We start from the raw sequence: 15,263 nt of genomic DNA, 5'->3' as shown, positions 1-15,263 counted from the left end.
TCCGACTGTCTCCTGATCATCAACCGCTCCTGTCTCTGTGGTCCCTGAGAAATCAATCGGCACAGGAGCGGTCGCACAGAATCATCAGGAGACACTTCATGCGTATTCGCCCCGCAGCCTGCGCGGCACTCCTCGTGGCGTCCCTCGCCCCCGTCCTCACGGCGCCTCCCGCCGGCGCGGCGGCGGCCAGGTACGCGGACGACTTCAACGGCGACGGCTACCGCGACTACGCCGGCTACACCTACGAGCAGTACAGCAAGGGCGGCGGCGTCCAGATCACCTTCGGTACCGCCTCCGGACCCGGCACCCGGACCCAGTTGATCACCCAGGACAGCCCCGGTGTCCCCGGCGCCGACGAGACGGAGGACCAGTTCGGCGACGTCCGGGTGCCCGCCGACTTCAACGCCGACGGATACGGGGACCTCGCCGTGTCGGTGTCGCGCGAGGACGTCGACGGACGCACGGACGAGGGCGGCGTCGTCATCCTGTGGGGAAGCGCGACCGGCCTCTCGGGTGGCACCGCGATCCCCAACGCCGGCGCCAAGGTGACGAACGCCCGCTTCGGCCGCGACCTCGCCGCCGGGGATTTCAACGGCGACGGCAAGAAGGACCTGGCCGCGATCAGCGGGAGCAAGGTCTACGTCTACCGCACCATCACGCGCACCGGTGCGGCAGGCTCGGTCACCAGCCACGACAAGACGACGAGATTCGCGCCCACGTCCCTGGTCTCGGGCAACATGAACGGGGACTCCAAGACCGATCTGGTGATCATCGGAATCAACGACGAGTCCGACAACTTCGGCACGGACGCGTGGTTCATCAAGGGCGGCTCCTCGCTCAGCGGGGGCAAGACCCTGCGCCTCGTCACGGACTACGGCGACCCCAGCGAGGCGGTGATCGCCGACTTCAACAAGGACGGCTACGGGGACCTCGCGGCGGGCAGCCAGATGTACAACAACAACCAGGGCCGGGTGTCCCTCTGGTACGGCTCCTCCACCGGCCCCGCTACCGCCGCCCGTATCACGCAGGCCACCACCAACGTCGCCGGCACCCCGGAGTCCGGCGACCTGTTCGGCTCCTCCGTCTCGGCCGCCGACATCAACGGCGACGGCTACAAGGACCTCGCGATCGGCGTCTTCGGAGAGAAGATCAGCCAGGAGACGACCGAGGGCGGCGTCCACGTCCTGCGCGGCAGCGCGAGCGGGATCACCGGCACCAACTCGAAGTGGCTCGCCCGCAACACCGCCGGCGTCCCCGGCGACGTCGCATGGAACGACTGCTTCGGCGATCCGGTCCGCCTCCGCGACACCAACCGCGACGGCAAGGCCGACCTCTACGTCGGCGCCATCAACGGCTCGCTGCGCTTCCCCGGCACGTCGTCCGGCATCACCACGACCGGTGTGACCGACGCCGACTCCGAACTCATCTGGGGCATGCTCCAGTAGGCCCGGCCTCCCGCCCAGCCGCCTGGGGTTCGCCTTGTCCGTACGAGTGCGCCCGCGTCGTGGCCGCTCGCGCAGTTCTGGTTCGCAGCCTGCCGGCCCTCCCGTGATCCCGACTCAGAACAGGCCCTGGTCGAGTCAGGCGGATCGAAGAGGTGCCCACGGCAGGTGGCGCCTCCGTTGTTTTCGGGGGCTTGCGGCGGTGTGACGGTGTCAGTTCTTCGCGAGTGGCTCCGGGTTCTGGTGGTCGTTCGGGGTGGCCCGGCGCGGTGCGGAGCGGTGGCGGGGGAGGAGCAGGGGGGTCGCCAGGAGGAGGAGGCCGGCCGTGGCGATCGCCGTGCGGGGGGTGGTGACGGCGGCGAGGAGACCCCAGAGGGCCGTCATGGCGGCGATGGTGAGCTTGCCGGTGACGGACCAGGCGGTGAGGGTGCGGGCGACGCGGTCCGCCGGGGTCCGGGTCAGGCGCAGCGTGGCGAGTACGGGGTTGAACACGCCGATGCAGGTGATCAGGCCGAACTCGACCACCATGACGAGGACGAGGCCGGCCGGGCCCGCGCCGATGAACGCCAGCCCGAGCGGCCAGCACGCCCGCAGGGTTCCGGCGACCCGGAGGACCCTGTCCTCGCCGTAGCGGGCGACCAGACGACGGGAGAGGCGGGCACCGATCAGGCCGCCGAGGCACGGGACGGCGAAGGCGAGGCCGTACTGCCAGGGCGCGAAGCCGAGTTGCCCCACCATGAGGATGACCAGCAGCGGAGCCGGCGCCATGATCAGGGCGTTGACCAGCACGCTGTTGAGGAAGAGGGGGCGCAGGGCCGGGTCGCGGAGGATGTACCGCCAGCCGTCGGGGAGGTCGCCGACGCGGAGCCGGGGGGTGCGTGGCGCGGCCCGTTCCGTACTCGGGTCCGGTCGGGTCGGTCGGGGGTCCTTGCCGCCGATCGCCCGGATGCCCGCTGCCGAGAGGAGGTAGCTGGCGGCGTCGATCAGTACGGTGACGACCGGGCCGAAGAGGCCCATCGCGGCGCCGCCGAGGGGCGGGCCGAGCATGGTCGTGGTCCAGGTCGTGGCCTCGAAGCGGCCGTTGGCGGTCACCAGGTGCTCCGCCGGGACCAGGGACTTCAGACAGGCACCGCTCGCCGCGGTGAAGGTGATGTCGGCCACGGCGACGACCATGGAGACCAGGAGCAGCTGGGGGAAGCTGAGCAGGTCCAGGGCGTAGGCCACCGGGACGGTCAGCAGGGCCGCGCAGCGGACCAGGTCCATGGTGATCATCACCGGGCGCTTGCGGCGGAACTCCACCCAGGGGCCGAGCGGTACGGCCACGGCCGCGCCCACCGCCAGGCCGGTGGCGGCCAGCGCGGAGACCTCCGTGGGGCCTACGTGCAGGACCAGCACCGCGATCAGGGGGAGCGCGTCGAACGACAACCGGGTCCCGAACGCGCTGACCGCGTACGCCGCCCACAACCACCGGAACTCGCGCCCCAGCCCACCGCCTCGCGCCATCCGCCCCGCCCCGCCCCGTCTTCGCCGCCGCCGCGTCCGACCGGGACATCCAAGCGAGCGGGGGGACGCCGGGCAAGTGCGGAGCGCGGGACCGGGGAGGCCGTGGGCGGTGTCGTCAGCCTCGGGGGAACTTGGCGGTCGGGAGGACCAGGCCGAGGAGCGTGGTGGTCATGTCGACGTCGCCGCCGTACGTGATGGACAGGTCACTGACGTAGTCGCCGTCCTTGGGCTGGGTGAACAGCCGGCACTTGCCCACGCAGGGGTCGGCGATCAGGTAGGCGGGGACCTCGGCGAGGGCGTACGCGGCCTTCTTGGGGCCGTAGTCGTTCCTGGCGGTGTCCTGGGAGATGACCTCGGCGATGAACTCGATGTCCTCGTGACGCCATCGGCCCTCAGAATCCTTCTCGGCGTCGTCGCGCAGCTTCGCGACGTCGGGGCAGTAGCCGTTCAGCAGGCCGGGGAAGTCGATGCGGACGTCGGAGACGACATGCACGTCCTCGCCGAAATGGTTGTCGAGCACGCGAACGATCCGGCGGATTGTCTGCCAATGGGCGTCCCGCTGGGGCGACATGTAGATGGTCCCCTCGACGATCTCTACCTTGTATCCCTCGGGGACGGGCATCTTCTCGAGCCGTTCGAACATGTCGTCCAGTTGGCGCGTGTTGTCGCTCTCGGCCATCGCGATCCTGTCTTCAAGGACGGTCACCGTGGCGCTCCTCCCCGGCCGCCCCTCGATCGAGGACGGCCGCGCAGTACAACGATACGTACGGTGACCTGGGCACGGACGGTACGACGGAACTCCCTTGCCGGCGGGACGTGTGAAGCTCAGGAGTACGGCAGCTCGTACGGTCCCCCCAGGTCCCACGCCTCGTGCATCGCGTTCGCGAACGTCGCCGCCAGTTTGTGTTCGCCGGAGGCGTTGGGGTGGGTGCCGTCGTAGGTGTCCCAGTTGATGTCGTACGACGGGGGAGGGGAGGCCAGCAGAAGGGGCGAGCGGGGTTCGTCGAGGTCGGCGGCCGTCTTGGCGAGGAGTTCGTTGAAGCGGGCGACCTGGGCGGCGAAGGGGGCGTCGGACGCGGCGCGGATGTTCGGGGTGACCGGCAGGAGGACCATGCGGATGTGCGGGTCGGCCTCGCGGGCGGCCTCGACGAAGCGGCGGGTGTTCTCGGCGGTCTGCTCGGCGTTGGTGTAGAAGCCCAGGTCGATGAGGCCGAGGGAGACGAGGAGGACGTCGGCCCGGTGGGTGCGGACCGCGTCGGCGATCAGCGGGGCCATGTGGAGCCAGCCCTCGCCCCAGCCCGCGAGGTGGGCGCGGGGGAAAAGCGGGTCGGTGTCGGCGTACTCGTACGACGTCGGGGTGTCCGTCGCCTTGTCGTAGAGCGTCTCGCGCGGCCCGACGATCTTGAAGGGGCCGTTGTACGTCGTGCGCAGGTGCTGCCAGAGCCGGTAGCGCCAAGTGTGTTCGCCCGCGCTCCCGATCGTCATGGAGTCGCCTACGGGCATGAACCTGAGCATCCGCACATCATGAACGATCCCTACCGACTGGTAGGCGGCCCTTGGCCCACTGGGCGTTGTGAACCTTGCCACGTGCGCCTCATGAGGCGGGGGCGCGTGTGCGTCGGCGACCCGCGGGCCCGGTGGGGCTTCTCGCGCAGTTCCCCGCGCCCCTTGAGGGCCTACGGCCGCTCAGGGGCGAAAAGCACGGGGCGCAGCCCCTGCTTTTCAGGGGCGCGGGGAACTGCGCGACCAACCCCCACCGGGCCCGCGGTCGCCGACGCACCCGGCCCCCCCACGGCGCTCCCCCACCCCACCCAGCGGAGCGAGATGGCAGGCTTGGGCCCATGCGCCGTCGCCCCCTCAACCGCCCTCACCCCCTCCGCCGGTTCCGCCGGTTCCGCGCGGCCCGCACCGGCTTCGCCGGTCTCGCCGCGATCCTGCTCGCCGCCCTCCCGGCCGCGCCCGCGGTCGCCGCCGACGACGGGTTCACGATGCGGGACTCGCGGATCACCGAGTCGAGCGGTCTCGCCGCGTCGCGCCAGCACCCGGGGGTCTACTGGACCCACAACGACAGCGACGACGGGGCGTACCTCTACGCCGTCGACAGCAAGACGGGTGAGACGGTCGCCACGGTCACCATGACGGGCGTCGGCACCCCGCGTGACGTCGAGGCGATCTCCATGGGCCCGGACAACAAGCTGTACGTCGGCGACATCGGCGACAACCTCGGCGGCACTTGGGCGTACGTGTGGATCTACGAGCTGCCGGAGCCGAAGGAGCTGAAGGACCAGACGCTCAAGGCCACGCAGTACGTCGTGAAGTACGAGGACGGGGCGCGGGACGCGGAGGCGCTGATGGTGCACCCGAAGACCGGGCGGGTCTACATCGCCGACAAGAACGAGGCGGGCGGGTCCCTGTACGAGGGACCGGCCGAGCTGTCGGCCTCCGGCACGAACGTGTTCAAGAAGGTCGCCGCCGTGCCCGATCTGGAGGTCACCGACGGCGCGTTCTCGCCGGACGGCAAGCAGCTCGCCCTGCGCGCGTACTTCGGCGGCATCCTCTACGACTGGAACGGCGGCAAGATCAAGAAGGTCGAGCGGCTGAGCGTGCCCCTGCAGCGGCAGGGGGAGTCGGTGACCTTCCGCACCGACGGCTCGAAGATCATGTACGGCAGTGAGGGGTCCGGCAGTTCCGTCGTCGCGCGGGACGTGCCCGGCGGCGGCTCCGGGAGCGGCGGCTCCGGCTCGTCCTCCACCGACTCTGACGGGGACGCTTCCGGTACGACCCAGGCCGAGGGCGAGGGCACCAGCTCGACCGTCAAGGTCGGCGCGCTCGCCGTGGCCGGCGCGGTCGTCGTCGTATGGGGCTTCAGGCGCCTGCTGCGCCGCCCTTCGTCCTGAGCCCCGCTATCCGCTGCCCCCGGCACCCGCAGCCGCCCGTCGTCCTGAGCCCCGGGCTCCCCACAGCCCCCGGCCACCCGTAATCGCCTGGCCACTCGCAACCGCCCGTCGTCTGAGCCCTCCGGCTCCCCACAACGCCCCGGCTACCCAGAGCCCCGGCTCCCCACAGCCCCCGCCTGCCCACAGCCCCGACTACCCACCCCCGGCCTCCCCGCCCTCGCGTCGCCGGTTCACGCATACCTCCAGGCCGTCCAGGAGGCGTTGCAGGCCGAACTCGAAGTGGTCGAAGTCCGTGCCGAAGGCGTCCTCGGAGAGGCCGGCGAGGAGGGGGTAGCGGCCGGAGAGCATCAGCTCCGACAGGACGGGCGCCTGGGCCTGCCAGAACTCCGCGTCGGTGAGGCCGGTGCGGTGTTCCGCCTCCTGCGCGTAGAGCTGGGTGCGGGCCGCGCCGACCACATAGCCGTCCACCGCGACGATCGCCGAGATCAGTTCGGGGTCGGTCAGCCCCATGGACTTGATGCGGGAGAGCACCTTCTCCATGCCGTCGAGCGCGCTCGGACCGAGGACCGGGCGGGACTGGTTGACCTGGAGCAGCCAGGGATGGCGGCGGTAGAGGGCCAGCGTGGCGCGGCCCATGGCCTCCAGGGCCGAGCGCCAGCCGCCGTCGCCGAGGTCGGCCGGGTTCTCGGAGGGCCGCTGGACGCGGTCGAGCATCAGGTCCAGCAGTTCGGCCTTGCCGGGGAGGTAGCGGTACAGGGACATGGCCCCCGTGCCGAGCTCGGTGGCGACCCGGCGCATCGAGACGGCGCGCAGTCCCTCCGCGTCGGCGACCTGGACGGCCGCCTCCACGATCCGGTCCAGGGTGAGCCCCGGTTTCGGGCCGCGACTGGGGCGCGGTCCGGTGTCCCAGAGCAGTTGCTGGGTGCGGACGATGTCCCCGCTGCCGCTGGTCTCCGTGCCGACGGCGGTGCTGCCCGCCGTAGCGCCTGCCGCACCGCCCGCCGTAGCGCTCTTGCCCCTTGTCATGAGCCCGAGTCTAGGTCCCCACGAAAAAACTGGGTACGTCGTACGCGAAATCGGGTACGGTGTACTCAGTTCTTGACGGAAGTCTGTTGAGGGGGACTCGATGAGTGACGGATACGCGGTCCGGGCCGAGGGCCTGGAGAAGCGGTACGGGGAGAAACGCGCGCTGGACGGCTTCGACCTCACCGTCCGCGAGGGCACGGTGCACGGTCTCCTCGGCCCGAACGGCGCGGGCAAGACCACCGCCGTGCGCATCCTCTCCACGCTGCTGCGCCTGGACGGCGGCCGGGCGACGGTGGCCGGCCTCGATGTGGCGCGGCACCCGCGTGAGGTGCGGGCCCGCATCGGCCTCACGGGGCAGTACGCCGCCGTGGACGAGGTGCTGACCGGCCGTCAGAACCTGGAGATGTTCGGCCGGCTGTTCCATCTCGGCGGGCAGCGGGCGAAGCTGCGCGCCGTCGAGCTGCTCGACCGGTTCGACCTCACCGACGCCGCCGACAAGGGCGTCGGCAAGTACAGCGGCGGTATGCGGCGCCGGCTCGACCTCGCCGCGTCGATGATCCTCGCCCCGGCCGTCCTCTTCCTCGACGAGCCGACGACCGGTCTCGACCCGCGCAGCCGGGGTGAAGTCTGGGAATCCGTACGGGCGTTGGTGGCGAGCGGTACGACCGTGCTGCTCACCACGCAGTATCTGGAGGAGGCCGATCGGCTCGCCTCGCGCATCACCGTCATCGACCAGGGACGGGCCATCGCGGACGACACCCCGGACGGGCTGAAGAGCACGGTCGGCGGCGACCGGATCGAGGTCGTCGTCGCCGAGCGCGCCGACATCCCGCGCGCGGTGAAGGTCGTCGCCCGCGTCTCGGACGGCGAACCGGAGTCGGACGACACGGAGTTGCGGGTCCACGCGCCCGTGACCGACCGCGTCTCGGCCCTCACCGAGGTGGCCCGCACCCTCCAGGACGAGGGCGTGCGGGTCGAGGACATCGGCCTGCGCAGGCCCAGCCTGGACGATGTGTTCCTGCGTCTGACGGGCCACCGCACGGAGAAGACCGACGAGAACGACAAGGGGGCCACCGCATGACCGCCGTCGATCCGAACGCCGTCGCCGCCGGAGCCGCCGGCACGAGTACCGTCGCCACGAGCGCCGTCGACCTGGACGTGTCGAGCGCGCACGGCCGTACGTACTGGGTGCTGGCCGACGGCTGGAACATCGTCCGCCGCGGCCTCACCCACTACCGGCGCCAACCGGTCAACATCGCCTGGCAGTTGGGCTTCCCGATCCTCTCCGTCCTCCTCTACGGCTATGTCTTCGGCAGCGCCATGCAGGTGCCCGGCGGCGGGGACTACCGGGACTTCCTGATGCCGGGGATGTTCGTGATGACGATGGCCTTCGGGTTCATCAACACGGCGACCCTCGTGGTCTACGACTCCACCAAGGGTGTCATCGACCGGTTCCGCTCCATGCCGATGGCGCCGTCGGCGGTGGTCGCGGGGCGGGGAGTCACCGATCTGCTCGTCGCCTGCGCCGAGTTGGCCATCATGATGCTGACGGCCCTCGCGATGGGCTGGCGCCCCGACGCCGGCCTCGGCTTCCTGGCCGCGTTCGGGCTGCTGCTCTGGCTGCGCTTCGCGCTCATCTGGATCGGCGTCTGGCTGGGCCTGCTGGTGCCCAACCCGGAGGCGGCGGGCGGCCTCTTCGTGGTCGCCTTCCCGCTGACCATGATCTCCAGCATCTTCGTCGCCCCGCAGCTCATGCCCGACTGGCTGGGCTGGATCGCCGCCTGGAACCCGATCTCCTCCACGGCCGCCGCGACCCGCGACCTGTTCGGCACGCCGGTCGGCGGCGGCGACTCCTGGATCGAGGAGAACGCGCTGCTGATGGCCGGGGTGTGGCCGGTGGTGCTCACGCTGATCTTCCTGCCGCTGGCGGTGCGGAGGTTCCAGAAGTTGAGCCGGTGAGCGCGGTTCCAGAGCTGAGCCGCTGAGCACGGCTCCAGAAGCCGAGCCGGTGAGCACGGTCGGGGGCGTCCGGTGTACCAGGTGGCGCCGGACGCCTTGACGTGTTCATGCGACCTGTCTTCCATGGGAGGTGCGGGTGGTGGGAGCGCTCCCACCCTGTTCCGGCCCCGCGCCTCCCGAGGAGGAAGCAGCGCTATGTTCCGCAGCTTACGGAGAACCCTGGGCACCCTGTGCGCGGCCGCCGCCGTGCTCACGCTGCCCCTGACCGGCGGCGCACAGGCGGCGGTCGGCGTGACCGGCGCGACTGGTGCGACCAAGGCGGCCGACGCGGCCGAGGCCGGTGCCGGTTACTGGCGTACCAGCGGACGGCAGATCCTGGACGCGAACGGTCAGTCCGTCCGGATCGCCGGCATCAACTGGTTCGGCTTCGAGACCGCCAACCACGTCACCCACGGCCTCTGGTCCCGCGACTACAAGAGCATGATCGACCAGATGAAGTCGCTGGGCTACAACACCATCCGCATGCCCTACAACGACGACATCCTCAAGCCCGGCACCATGCCCGACAGCGTCAACCACTCCGACGGCAAGAACGCCGACCTCCAGGGTCTGACGTCCCTCCAGGTCCTGGACAAGATCGTCGCGTACGCCGGCCAGAGCGGTCTGAAGATCATCCTCGATCGGCACCGCCCGGACGCGGCGGGCCAGTCGGCCCTCTGGTACACCTCGGCCGTCCCCGAGACGACCTGGATCACCAACCTCAAGGCGCTGGCCACCCGCTACAAGGGGAATTCGACCGTCGTCGGCATCGACCTGCACAACGAGCCCCACGATCCCGCCTGTTGGGGCTGCGGCGACACGGCGAGGGACTGGCGGCTGGCCGCCCAGCGCGCGGGCAACGCGGTCCTCTCCGTCAACCCGGACCTGCTGATCCTCGTCGAGGGCGTCCAGACGTTCAACGGTGTCTCGGGCTGGTGGGGCGGCAACCTGATGGGTGTGGCCCAGTACCCCGTACAGCTGGACGTGGCGAACCGGGTGGTCTACTCGGCCCACGACTACGCCACGAGCGTCGCCCAGCAGAGCTGGTTCAACGACCCGTCCTTCCCGGCCAACATGCCGGGCGTCTGGGACAGGTACTGGGGCTACATCTTCAAGCAGAACATCGCGCCGGTGTGGCTCGGCGAGTTCGGTACGACCCTCCAGTCGACGATCGACCAGCGCTGGCTGTCGGCCCTCGTGACGTATCTGCGCTCGACCTCCGCCCACGGCAACGACTCCTTCCACTGGACCTTCTGGTCCTGGAACCCCAACTCCGGTGACACCGGCGGAATCCTGAAGGACGACTGGCAGACCGTGGACACGGTCAAGGACGGCTATCTGACGAGCATCAAGGCGCCGGGCTTCCCGCCGGGCGGGGGCACCGACCCCGGCGATCCGGAGGACCCCGGCGACCCGGGCGGCCCGGGCGGCGGGACGCCCGCCTGCACCGCCGTGTACACCGTCAGCAGCGACTGGGGCAGCGGCTTCAACGCCGAGGTGAAGGTCACCAACACCAGTGCGACCGCGCTCGGTTCCTGGAAGGTGACCTGGACCTGGCCCGGCTCCCAGCGGGTGACGACCATGTGGAACGCCTCGTACACCCAGAGCGGGGCGACGGTCACCGCGGCCAACGCCGCCCACAACGGGACGGTCCCGGCGGGCGGTTCGGCGAGCTTCGGGTTCGGGGGCGCGCCGGGGGGTGGCGGTGTGCCGAGTGTGAGCTGTGCGGCGACCTGAGGCAGTGTCCCGGATCTGTGCAACTGCCCCTTTCTGTGCGTCGTCTGAGAGTAAGCAATGACTCAATTCGGTCAAGTCTTGGTCGAATGAGTGAGTGAGGGGTGCGCTCTTCCGGAACCATGCGGCACGGGCCGCGTACCCGCGGTCCGTGAACCCCCCTCACCGTTGCGAGAGAAGTCCATGAGAAGAAGCGCAGCCGTGCTGTGCGGCGCCGGTGTCGTTCTGGCCGGGACGCTCAGCGCCGTGCCCGCCAACGCGAGCGGGTCGTCCGCCGCGAACACCGTCCAGGCCGCCGCCGCGAAGGTCACCTGGAAGAAGTGCGCCACGGACGACTACCCGACGCTGCAGTGCGCGTCGGTGAAGGTGCCGCTGGACTACGCGAAGCCGAGCGGCAAGAAGATCACGCTGGCCCTGTCCCGCGTGCCGCACACCTCGAAGACGTACCAGGGCCCGCTGCTGGTCAACCCCGGCGGCCCCGGCGGCAGCGGTCTGACGCTGGCCGGATTCGTCGCCTCCTCGCTGCCGAAGAAGGTCGCGGCCCAGTACGACGTCATCGGCTTCGACCCGCGCGGCGTGGGCGCCAGCAAGCCCGCGCTGAACTGCAAGCCCGGGTACTTCAATCCGGTGCGTCCGGACTCCGTGCCCAGCACGGCCGCGATAGAGAAGGCGAACCTCAAGCGGGCCAAGGACTTCGCCAAGGCCTGCGGCACGAAGCACAAGGACGTCCTGCCCTACATCAACACGATCAGCGCCGTGAAGGACCTGGACTCGATCCGCAAGGCCCTCGGCGCCAAGAAGATCAACTACTTCGGCTACTCGTACGGCACCTACCTGGGCGCGGTCTACGCCAAGCTCTACCCCGAGCGCGTACGGCGTCTGGTGCTGGACTCGATCGTCGACCCGACCGGCGTCTGGTACGAGGACAACCTCGACCAGGACTACGCCTTCGACAAGCGCCACAAGGCGTTCATGACGTGGGTCGCCAAGCACAACGCCACGTACAAGCTGGGCACCGACCCGAAGAAGATCGAGGCGAAGTGGTACGCCATGCGTGCCGCACTCGCCAAGAAGCCGGTCGGCGGCTCGGTGAAGGTGGGCGCCTCCGAACTGGAGGACACCTTCCTGCCCGGCGGCTACTACAACGGCTACTGGCCCTTCCTCGCCGAGGCGTTCGCCGCCTACGTGGGCGACAAGAACGCCGACCCGCTGGTCGAGGCGTACCAGAACTTCGCCGCCGTCGACTCCTCCGGTGACAACGGCTACAGCGTCTACACCTCGGTGCAGTGCCGTGACGCGTCCTGGTCGCGCGACTGGAAGAAGTGGCAGAAGGACAACTGGGCGGTCTACAAGAAGGCGCCCTTCATGACCTGGAACAACGCCTGGTACAACGCGCCGTGCGCGTTCTGGCCGACCAAGTCGCTGAAGCCGGTGAACGTCGCCAACTCCAAGCTGCCCCCGACGCTGCTGTTCCAGGCGACGGACGACGCCGCCACCCCGTACCAGGGCGGTCTCACCGTCCACAAGCTGCTCAAGAACTCCAGCCTGGTCGTCGAGCAGGGCGGCGGCAACCACGGCATCACGCTGAGCGGCAACAGCTGCCTCGACAAGTACCTGGCCACCTACCTCACCAACGGCAAGGTGCCGCACGGCAAGGGCAAGGTCGACGCCACCTGCAAGAAGCTGCCCGACCCGAAGCCGGCGGCCCCGCAGGAGGCCTCGGCGCAGTCGACGCTGAGCTCGACGCAGGGAACGGCCGCGACCGGCGGTGAGACCCTGCACGGCATCCTCGGCTTCCGCGGCTGAGCGTGCGGTGACGACAAGGGCGCCCGGCACTGGTTGCCGGGCGCCCTTCGGTGTCGTACGGGTGTGATCAGAGCTTCTCGATCACGTAGTCGACGCACTGGGTGAGGGCCTCGACGTCCGCCGGGTCGATCGCCGGGAACATGGCGACGCGCAGCTGGTTGCGGCCGAGCTTGCGGTAGGGCTCGGTGTCGACGATGCCGTTGGCGCGCAGGACCTTGGCGACGGCGGCGGCGTCGATCTCGTCGGCGAAGTCGATCGTGCCGATGACCTGGGACCGCTTGGCCGGGTCGGCGACGAAGGGGCTCGCGTACTTGCTCTCCTCCGCCCAGGTGTACAGCCGGGTCGAGGAGTCCTTCGTCCGGGCCGTGGACCAGCTCAGACCGCCCTGGCCGTTGATCCACTCCAGCTGCTGGTTGAGCAGGAAGAGGGTGGCGAGGGCCGGGGTGTTGTACGTCTGGTTCTTGCGGGAGTTGTCGATCGCCGTCGGCAGGCTGAAGAACTCCGGGACGTGGCGGCCGGAGGCGTGGATCCGCTCGGCGCGCTCGATGGCGGCCGGGGAGAAGACGCCGATCCAGAGGCCGCCGTCGGAGGCGAAGGACTTCTGCGGGGCGAAGTAGTAGACGTCGGTCTCGGCGATGTCCACGGGCAGGCCGCCGGCGCCGGAGGTCGCGTCGACCAGGACGAGGGCGCCCTCGTCGGCACCGGACACGCGCTGGATCGGGGCGGCGACACCGGTGGAGGTCTCGTTGTGGGTGAAGGCGTAGACGTCGACGCCCGCCTCGGCCTGCGGCTCCGGGTGCGTGCCGGGCTCGGAGGAGACGACCGTCGGTTCGGCGAGCCAGGGGGCGAGCTTCGCGGCCTTGGCGAACTTCGAGCTGAACTCGCCGAAGGTCAGGTGCTGGCTCTTGTCCTCGATCAGACCGTGGGTCGCGACGTCCCAGAACGCGGTGGAGCCGCCGTTGCCGAGGACGACCTCGTAGCCCGCCGGGAGGGAGAACAGCTCGCTGATGCCCGCACGGACCTGGCCGACCAGGTTCTTCACCGGGGCCTGGCGGTGGGAGGTGCCGAGCAGGGAGGTACCGGTCGCGGCCAGGGCGTCCAGCGCCTCCGTCCGCACCTTGGAGGGGCCCGCGCCGAAACGTCCGTCGGCGGGCTTGATGTCAGCGGGGATCTGGATATCAGCCACGACGCGAGCCTATCGGCTCGTGGAAACCTGGGCGAAACGTCGTCCGTCGGGTGAGACGCACTGACGCTGCTGGGGCGGACGCGTGTGCGATCCGATGTCCTCTGGTCACGACCCGACAAGCGCGTCACACTCGGTGGGTCGCGAGGGAGGCGGAACGGTGGGCGAGCTGATCGGTAAGCAGTACGAGCTGATCAGCAAGCTCGGCGAGGGGGGCATGGGGTACGTCTGGAAGGCCAGGGACCGGCGGCGCTCACGCACCGTCGCGATCAAACTGCTCAAGGCGGATCTCCGCGGCAACGAGCCGATGCTCCGGCGTTTCGAGCGGGAACGGCGGGCCATCAGCAGTCTGACGCACCAAAACGTCGTACGGGCCTACGACTACGGGGCGGACGAGTCGGCCGACGGCCCCGGCGTGTACATCGCCATGGAGTTGCTGTCGGGCACGTCCCTGCGCGATCACGTCGCTCAGGCGGAGAACCGGACGCTGTCCGTCGACGAGGTGATCCGCCTGGGTCGGCAGATCTGCGACGCACTCGAAGCCGCGCATGACAAGGGGCTCGTCCACCGCGACCTCACACCCCGCAACGTTCAAATCACCGACGCGGGTCAGGCGGTCCTCCTCGACTTCGGTATCGCCTGCTTTCAGGAGGACGCGGAGGGCCACACGCGGATCACACCGACCGGCGGCGAAGCCATGGGCACGGTCGCCTACATGTCGCCGGAGCGATGCAACGGGGAGGCGGGTATGGGCCGTTCGGACCTGTACTCCCTGGGGTGTGTGCTGTACGTCATGCTGACGGGACGACCGCCGTTCGAGGGCCAGACTGCCTGGCAGGTCGGGATGCAGCACCTGAACCAGATACCTGTCGCCCCGGGTGAACTGCGCGACGACGACTCGATCCCGCAGGAGCTGGACGACCTGGTGATGAATCTCCTGCGGAAGGACCCGCAGGACCGGCCGGCCACTGCGGCTGAGGTACGCGTGCGGTTGGAGAAAATCCAGACGACGCGGGCCCACCGGGGCCACGGTGGGCGTGTCGCGGAACCGTCGGCGCGGAACCGGGACGGACGGACCGCCGTGCTCACCCCCGAGCCCGTCCGCACACCCGAGAGGACGCCCTGCGCCGAGGAGTGGCCCGAACTCGTGGGTGCGTGTTTCATCGCCGGAGCCGGCACCTTCGCACTGCTGTACGGCATCGGTGGGGTCGACGCCGATGCCTCCCTGCTGGGAGGTGTCATCGCCGTAGGAGCTCCGCTCTTCGGTGGTCTGGCGGCGAACATCGGAGTGTTGCCGGAGTCGTTCCAGGAGGGGACGGCCAGAGGCATCGGAATACTGGCACTGGTCTCGGTCCTGCTGGGATGCGTCGCGCTCCCGGTGACGAGAGCCGACTTCGCCTGGTTCAACGACCTGTTTCTGGGCCTGTTGCTGGCACTCGGCGTCCTGCTCGCGACCTTCCTCTCCTTCTTCGCCGGCGCGCAGGCGGGGCGCTCCGTCGGCGCGGGAGTGATGGCGGCGCTGAACGTGCTGCTCCTCGGCGGCCTCAGCACCTTGCTTCTCGCCTCGCACCAGCAGTTCATCTGGTGGACGGCGCTGCTCGGCGCGAGCTGTGTCTGGGGAGCGGCGCTCGTACTGACCTGCCTCGCGTACAGAGGGGTTCGGACCTGACCCCG

The 15,263-nt window shown here is 69.8% G+C and carries 12 protein-coding genes; 7 read left to right on the top strand and 5 right to left on the bottom strand.

Going from position 1 to position 15,263, the window contains the following annotated elements; all coding sequences use genetic code 11:
• Nucleotides 1-98 precede the first annotated feature (98 nt).
• Nucleotides 99-1,445, top strand: a complete 1,347-nt coding sequence (locus tag PUR53_RS22715; RefSeq protein WP_329899927.1) for a VCBS repeat-containing protein — start codon at nt 99-101, stop codon at nt 1,443-1,445.
• 210 nt (nt 1,446-1,655) lie between these two features.
• Here PUR53_RS22715 and PUR53_RS22710 read toward each other — a convergent pair whose 3' ends face one another.
• From PUR53_RS22710 to PUR53_RS22700, 3 genes are all read right to left on the bottom strand, one after another.
• A complete protein-coding gene (locus PUR53_RS22710; protein ID WP_329909486.1) occupies nt 1,656-2,945 on the bottom strand; it encodes an MFS transporter in 1,290 nt (429 codons plus the stop codon).
• 115 nt (nt 2,946-3,060) lie between these two features.
• The gene (locus PUR53_RS22705) at nt 3,061-3,651 is read right to left on the bottom strand and encodes a Uma2 family endonuclease (protein ID WP_329899925.1); all 591 of its coding nucleotides are present in this window, start codon (nt 3,649-3,651) and stop codon (nt 3,061-3,063) included.
• A gap of 119 nt (nt 3,652-3,770) precedes the next feature.
• Complete coding sequence (locus PUR53_RS22700; RefSeq protein ID WP_329899924.1) at nt 3,771-4,460, bottom strand: GDSL-type esterase/lipase family protein; 690 nt, start codon at nt 4,458-4,460, stop codon at nt 3,771-3,773.
• 326 nt (nt 4,461-4,786) lie between these two features.
• Between PUR53_RS22700 and PUR53_RS22695 the strand changes: the two genes are divergently transcribed.
• Complete coding sequence (locus tag PUR53_RS22695) at nt 4,787-5,842, top strand: WD40 repeat domain-containing protein (RefSeq protein WP_329909485.1); 1,056 nt, start codon at nt 4,787-4,789, stop codon at nt 5,840-5,842.
• Between the two features lie 192 nt (nt 5,843-6,034).
• On the opposite strand, the gene PUR53_RS22690 is transcribed toward PUR53_RS22695, so the two are convergent.
• Entirely contained in the window at nt 6,035-6,868 is an 834-nt protein-coding gene (locus PUR53_RS22690; RefSeq protein WP_329899922.1) for a TetR/AcrR family transcriptional regulator, read from the bottom strand.
• A 100-nt stretch (nt 6,869-6,968) separates the two neighbouring features.
• On the opposite strand from PUR53_RS22690, the gene PUR53_RS22685 reads away from it, so the two are divergent.
• The 4 genes from PUR53_RS22685 to PUR53_RS22670 all read left to right on the top strand — a co-directional run bounded on the left by PUR53_RS22685 (nt 6,969) and on the right by PUR53_RS22670 (nt 12,406).
• The gene (locus tag PUR53_RS22685; RefSeq protein ID WP_329909483.1) at nt 6,969-7,949 is read left to right on the top strand and encodes an ATP-binding cassette domain-containing protein; all 981 of its coding nucleotides are present in this window, start codon (nt 6,969-6,971) and stop codon (nt 7,947-7,949) included.
• Nucleotides 7,946-8,827: an ABC transporter permease gene (locus tag PUR53_RS22680; RefSeq protein WP_329909482.1), complete on the top strand. Its 882-nt coding sequence runs from the start codon at nt 7,946-7,948 to the stop codon at nt 8,825-8,827. Before PUR53_RS22685 ends, PUR53_RS22680 begins: the two co-directional genes overlap by 4 nt.
• Nucleotides 8,828-9,022: 195 nt before the next feature.
• Complete coding sequence (locus tag PUR53_RS22675) at nt 9,023-10,603, top strand: cellulase family glycosylhydrolase (RefSeq protein WP_329909480.1); 1,581 nt, start codon at nt 9,023-9,025, stop codon at nt 10,601-10,603.
• Between the two features lie 180 nt (nt 10,604-10,783).
• Nucleotides 10,784-12,406: an alpha/beta hydrolase gene (locus tag PUR53_RS22670; protein WP_329909479.1), complete on the top strand. Its 1,623-nt coding sequence runs from the start codon at nt 10,784-10,786 to the stop codon at nt 12,404-12,406.
• 67 nt (nt 12,407-12,473) lie between these two features.
• Here the strand turns inward: PUR53_RS22670 and serC are convergent, their stop codons facing one another.
• Nucleotides 12,474-13,592 carry a phosphoserine transaminase gene (gene serC, locus PUR53_RS22665; RefSeq protein WP_329909478.1) on the bottom strand — a complete coding sequence of 373 codons (1,119 nt, stop codon included), beginning with the start codon at nt 13,590-13,592 and terminating at the stop codon, nt 12,474-12,476.
• A 157-nt stretch (nt 13,593-13,749) separates the two neighbouring features.
• On the opposite strand from serC, the gene PUR53_RS22660 reads away from it, so the two are divergent.
• A complete protein-coding gene (locus tag PUR53_RS22660) occupies nt 13,750-15,258 on the top strand; it encodes a serine/threonine-protein kinase (RefSeq protein ID WP_329909476.1) in 1,509 nt (502 codons plus the stop codon).
• Nucleotides 15,259-15,263: the final 5 nt, after the last annotated feature.

Source organism: Streptomyces sp. SP18BB07 (assembly GCF_036322545.1).
Taxonomy (GTDB): domain Bacteria; phylum Actinomycetota; class Actinomycetes; order Streptomycetales; family Streptomycetaceae; genus Streptomyces; species Streptomyces deccanensis.
The sequence above is the reverse complement of the archived record's forward strand: the minus strand, read 5'-3'. Positions and strand labels throughout refer to the sequence as shown.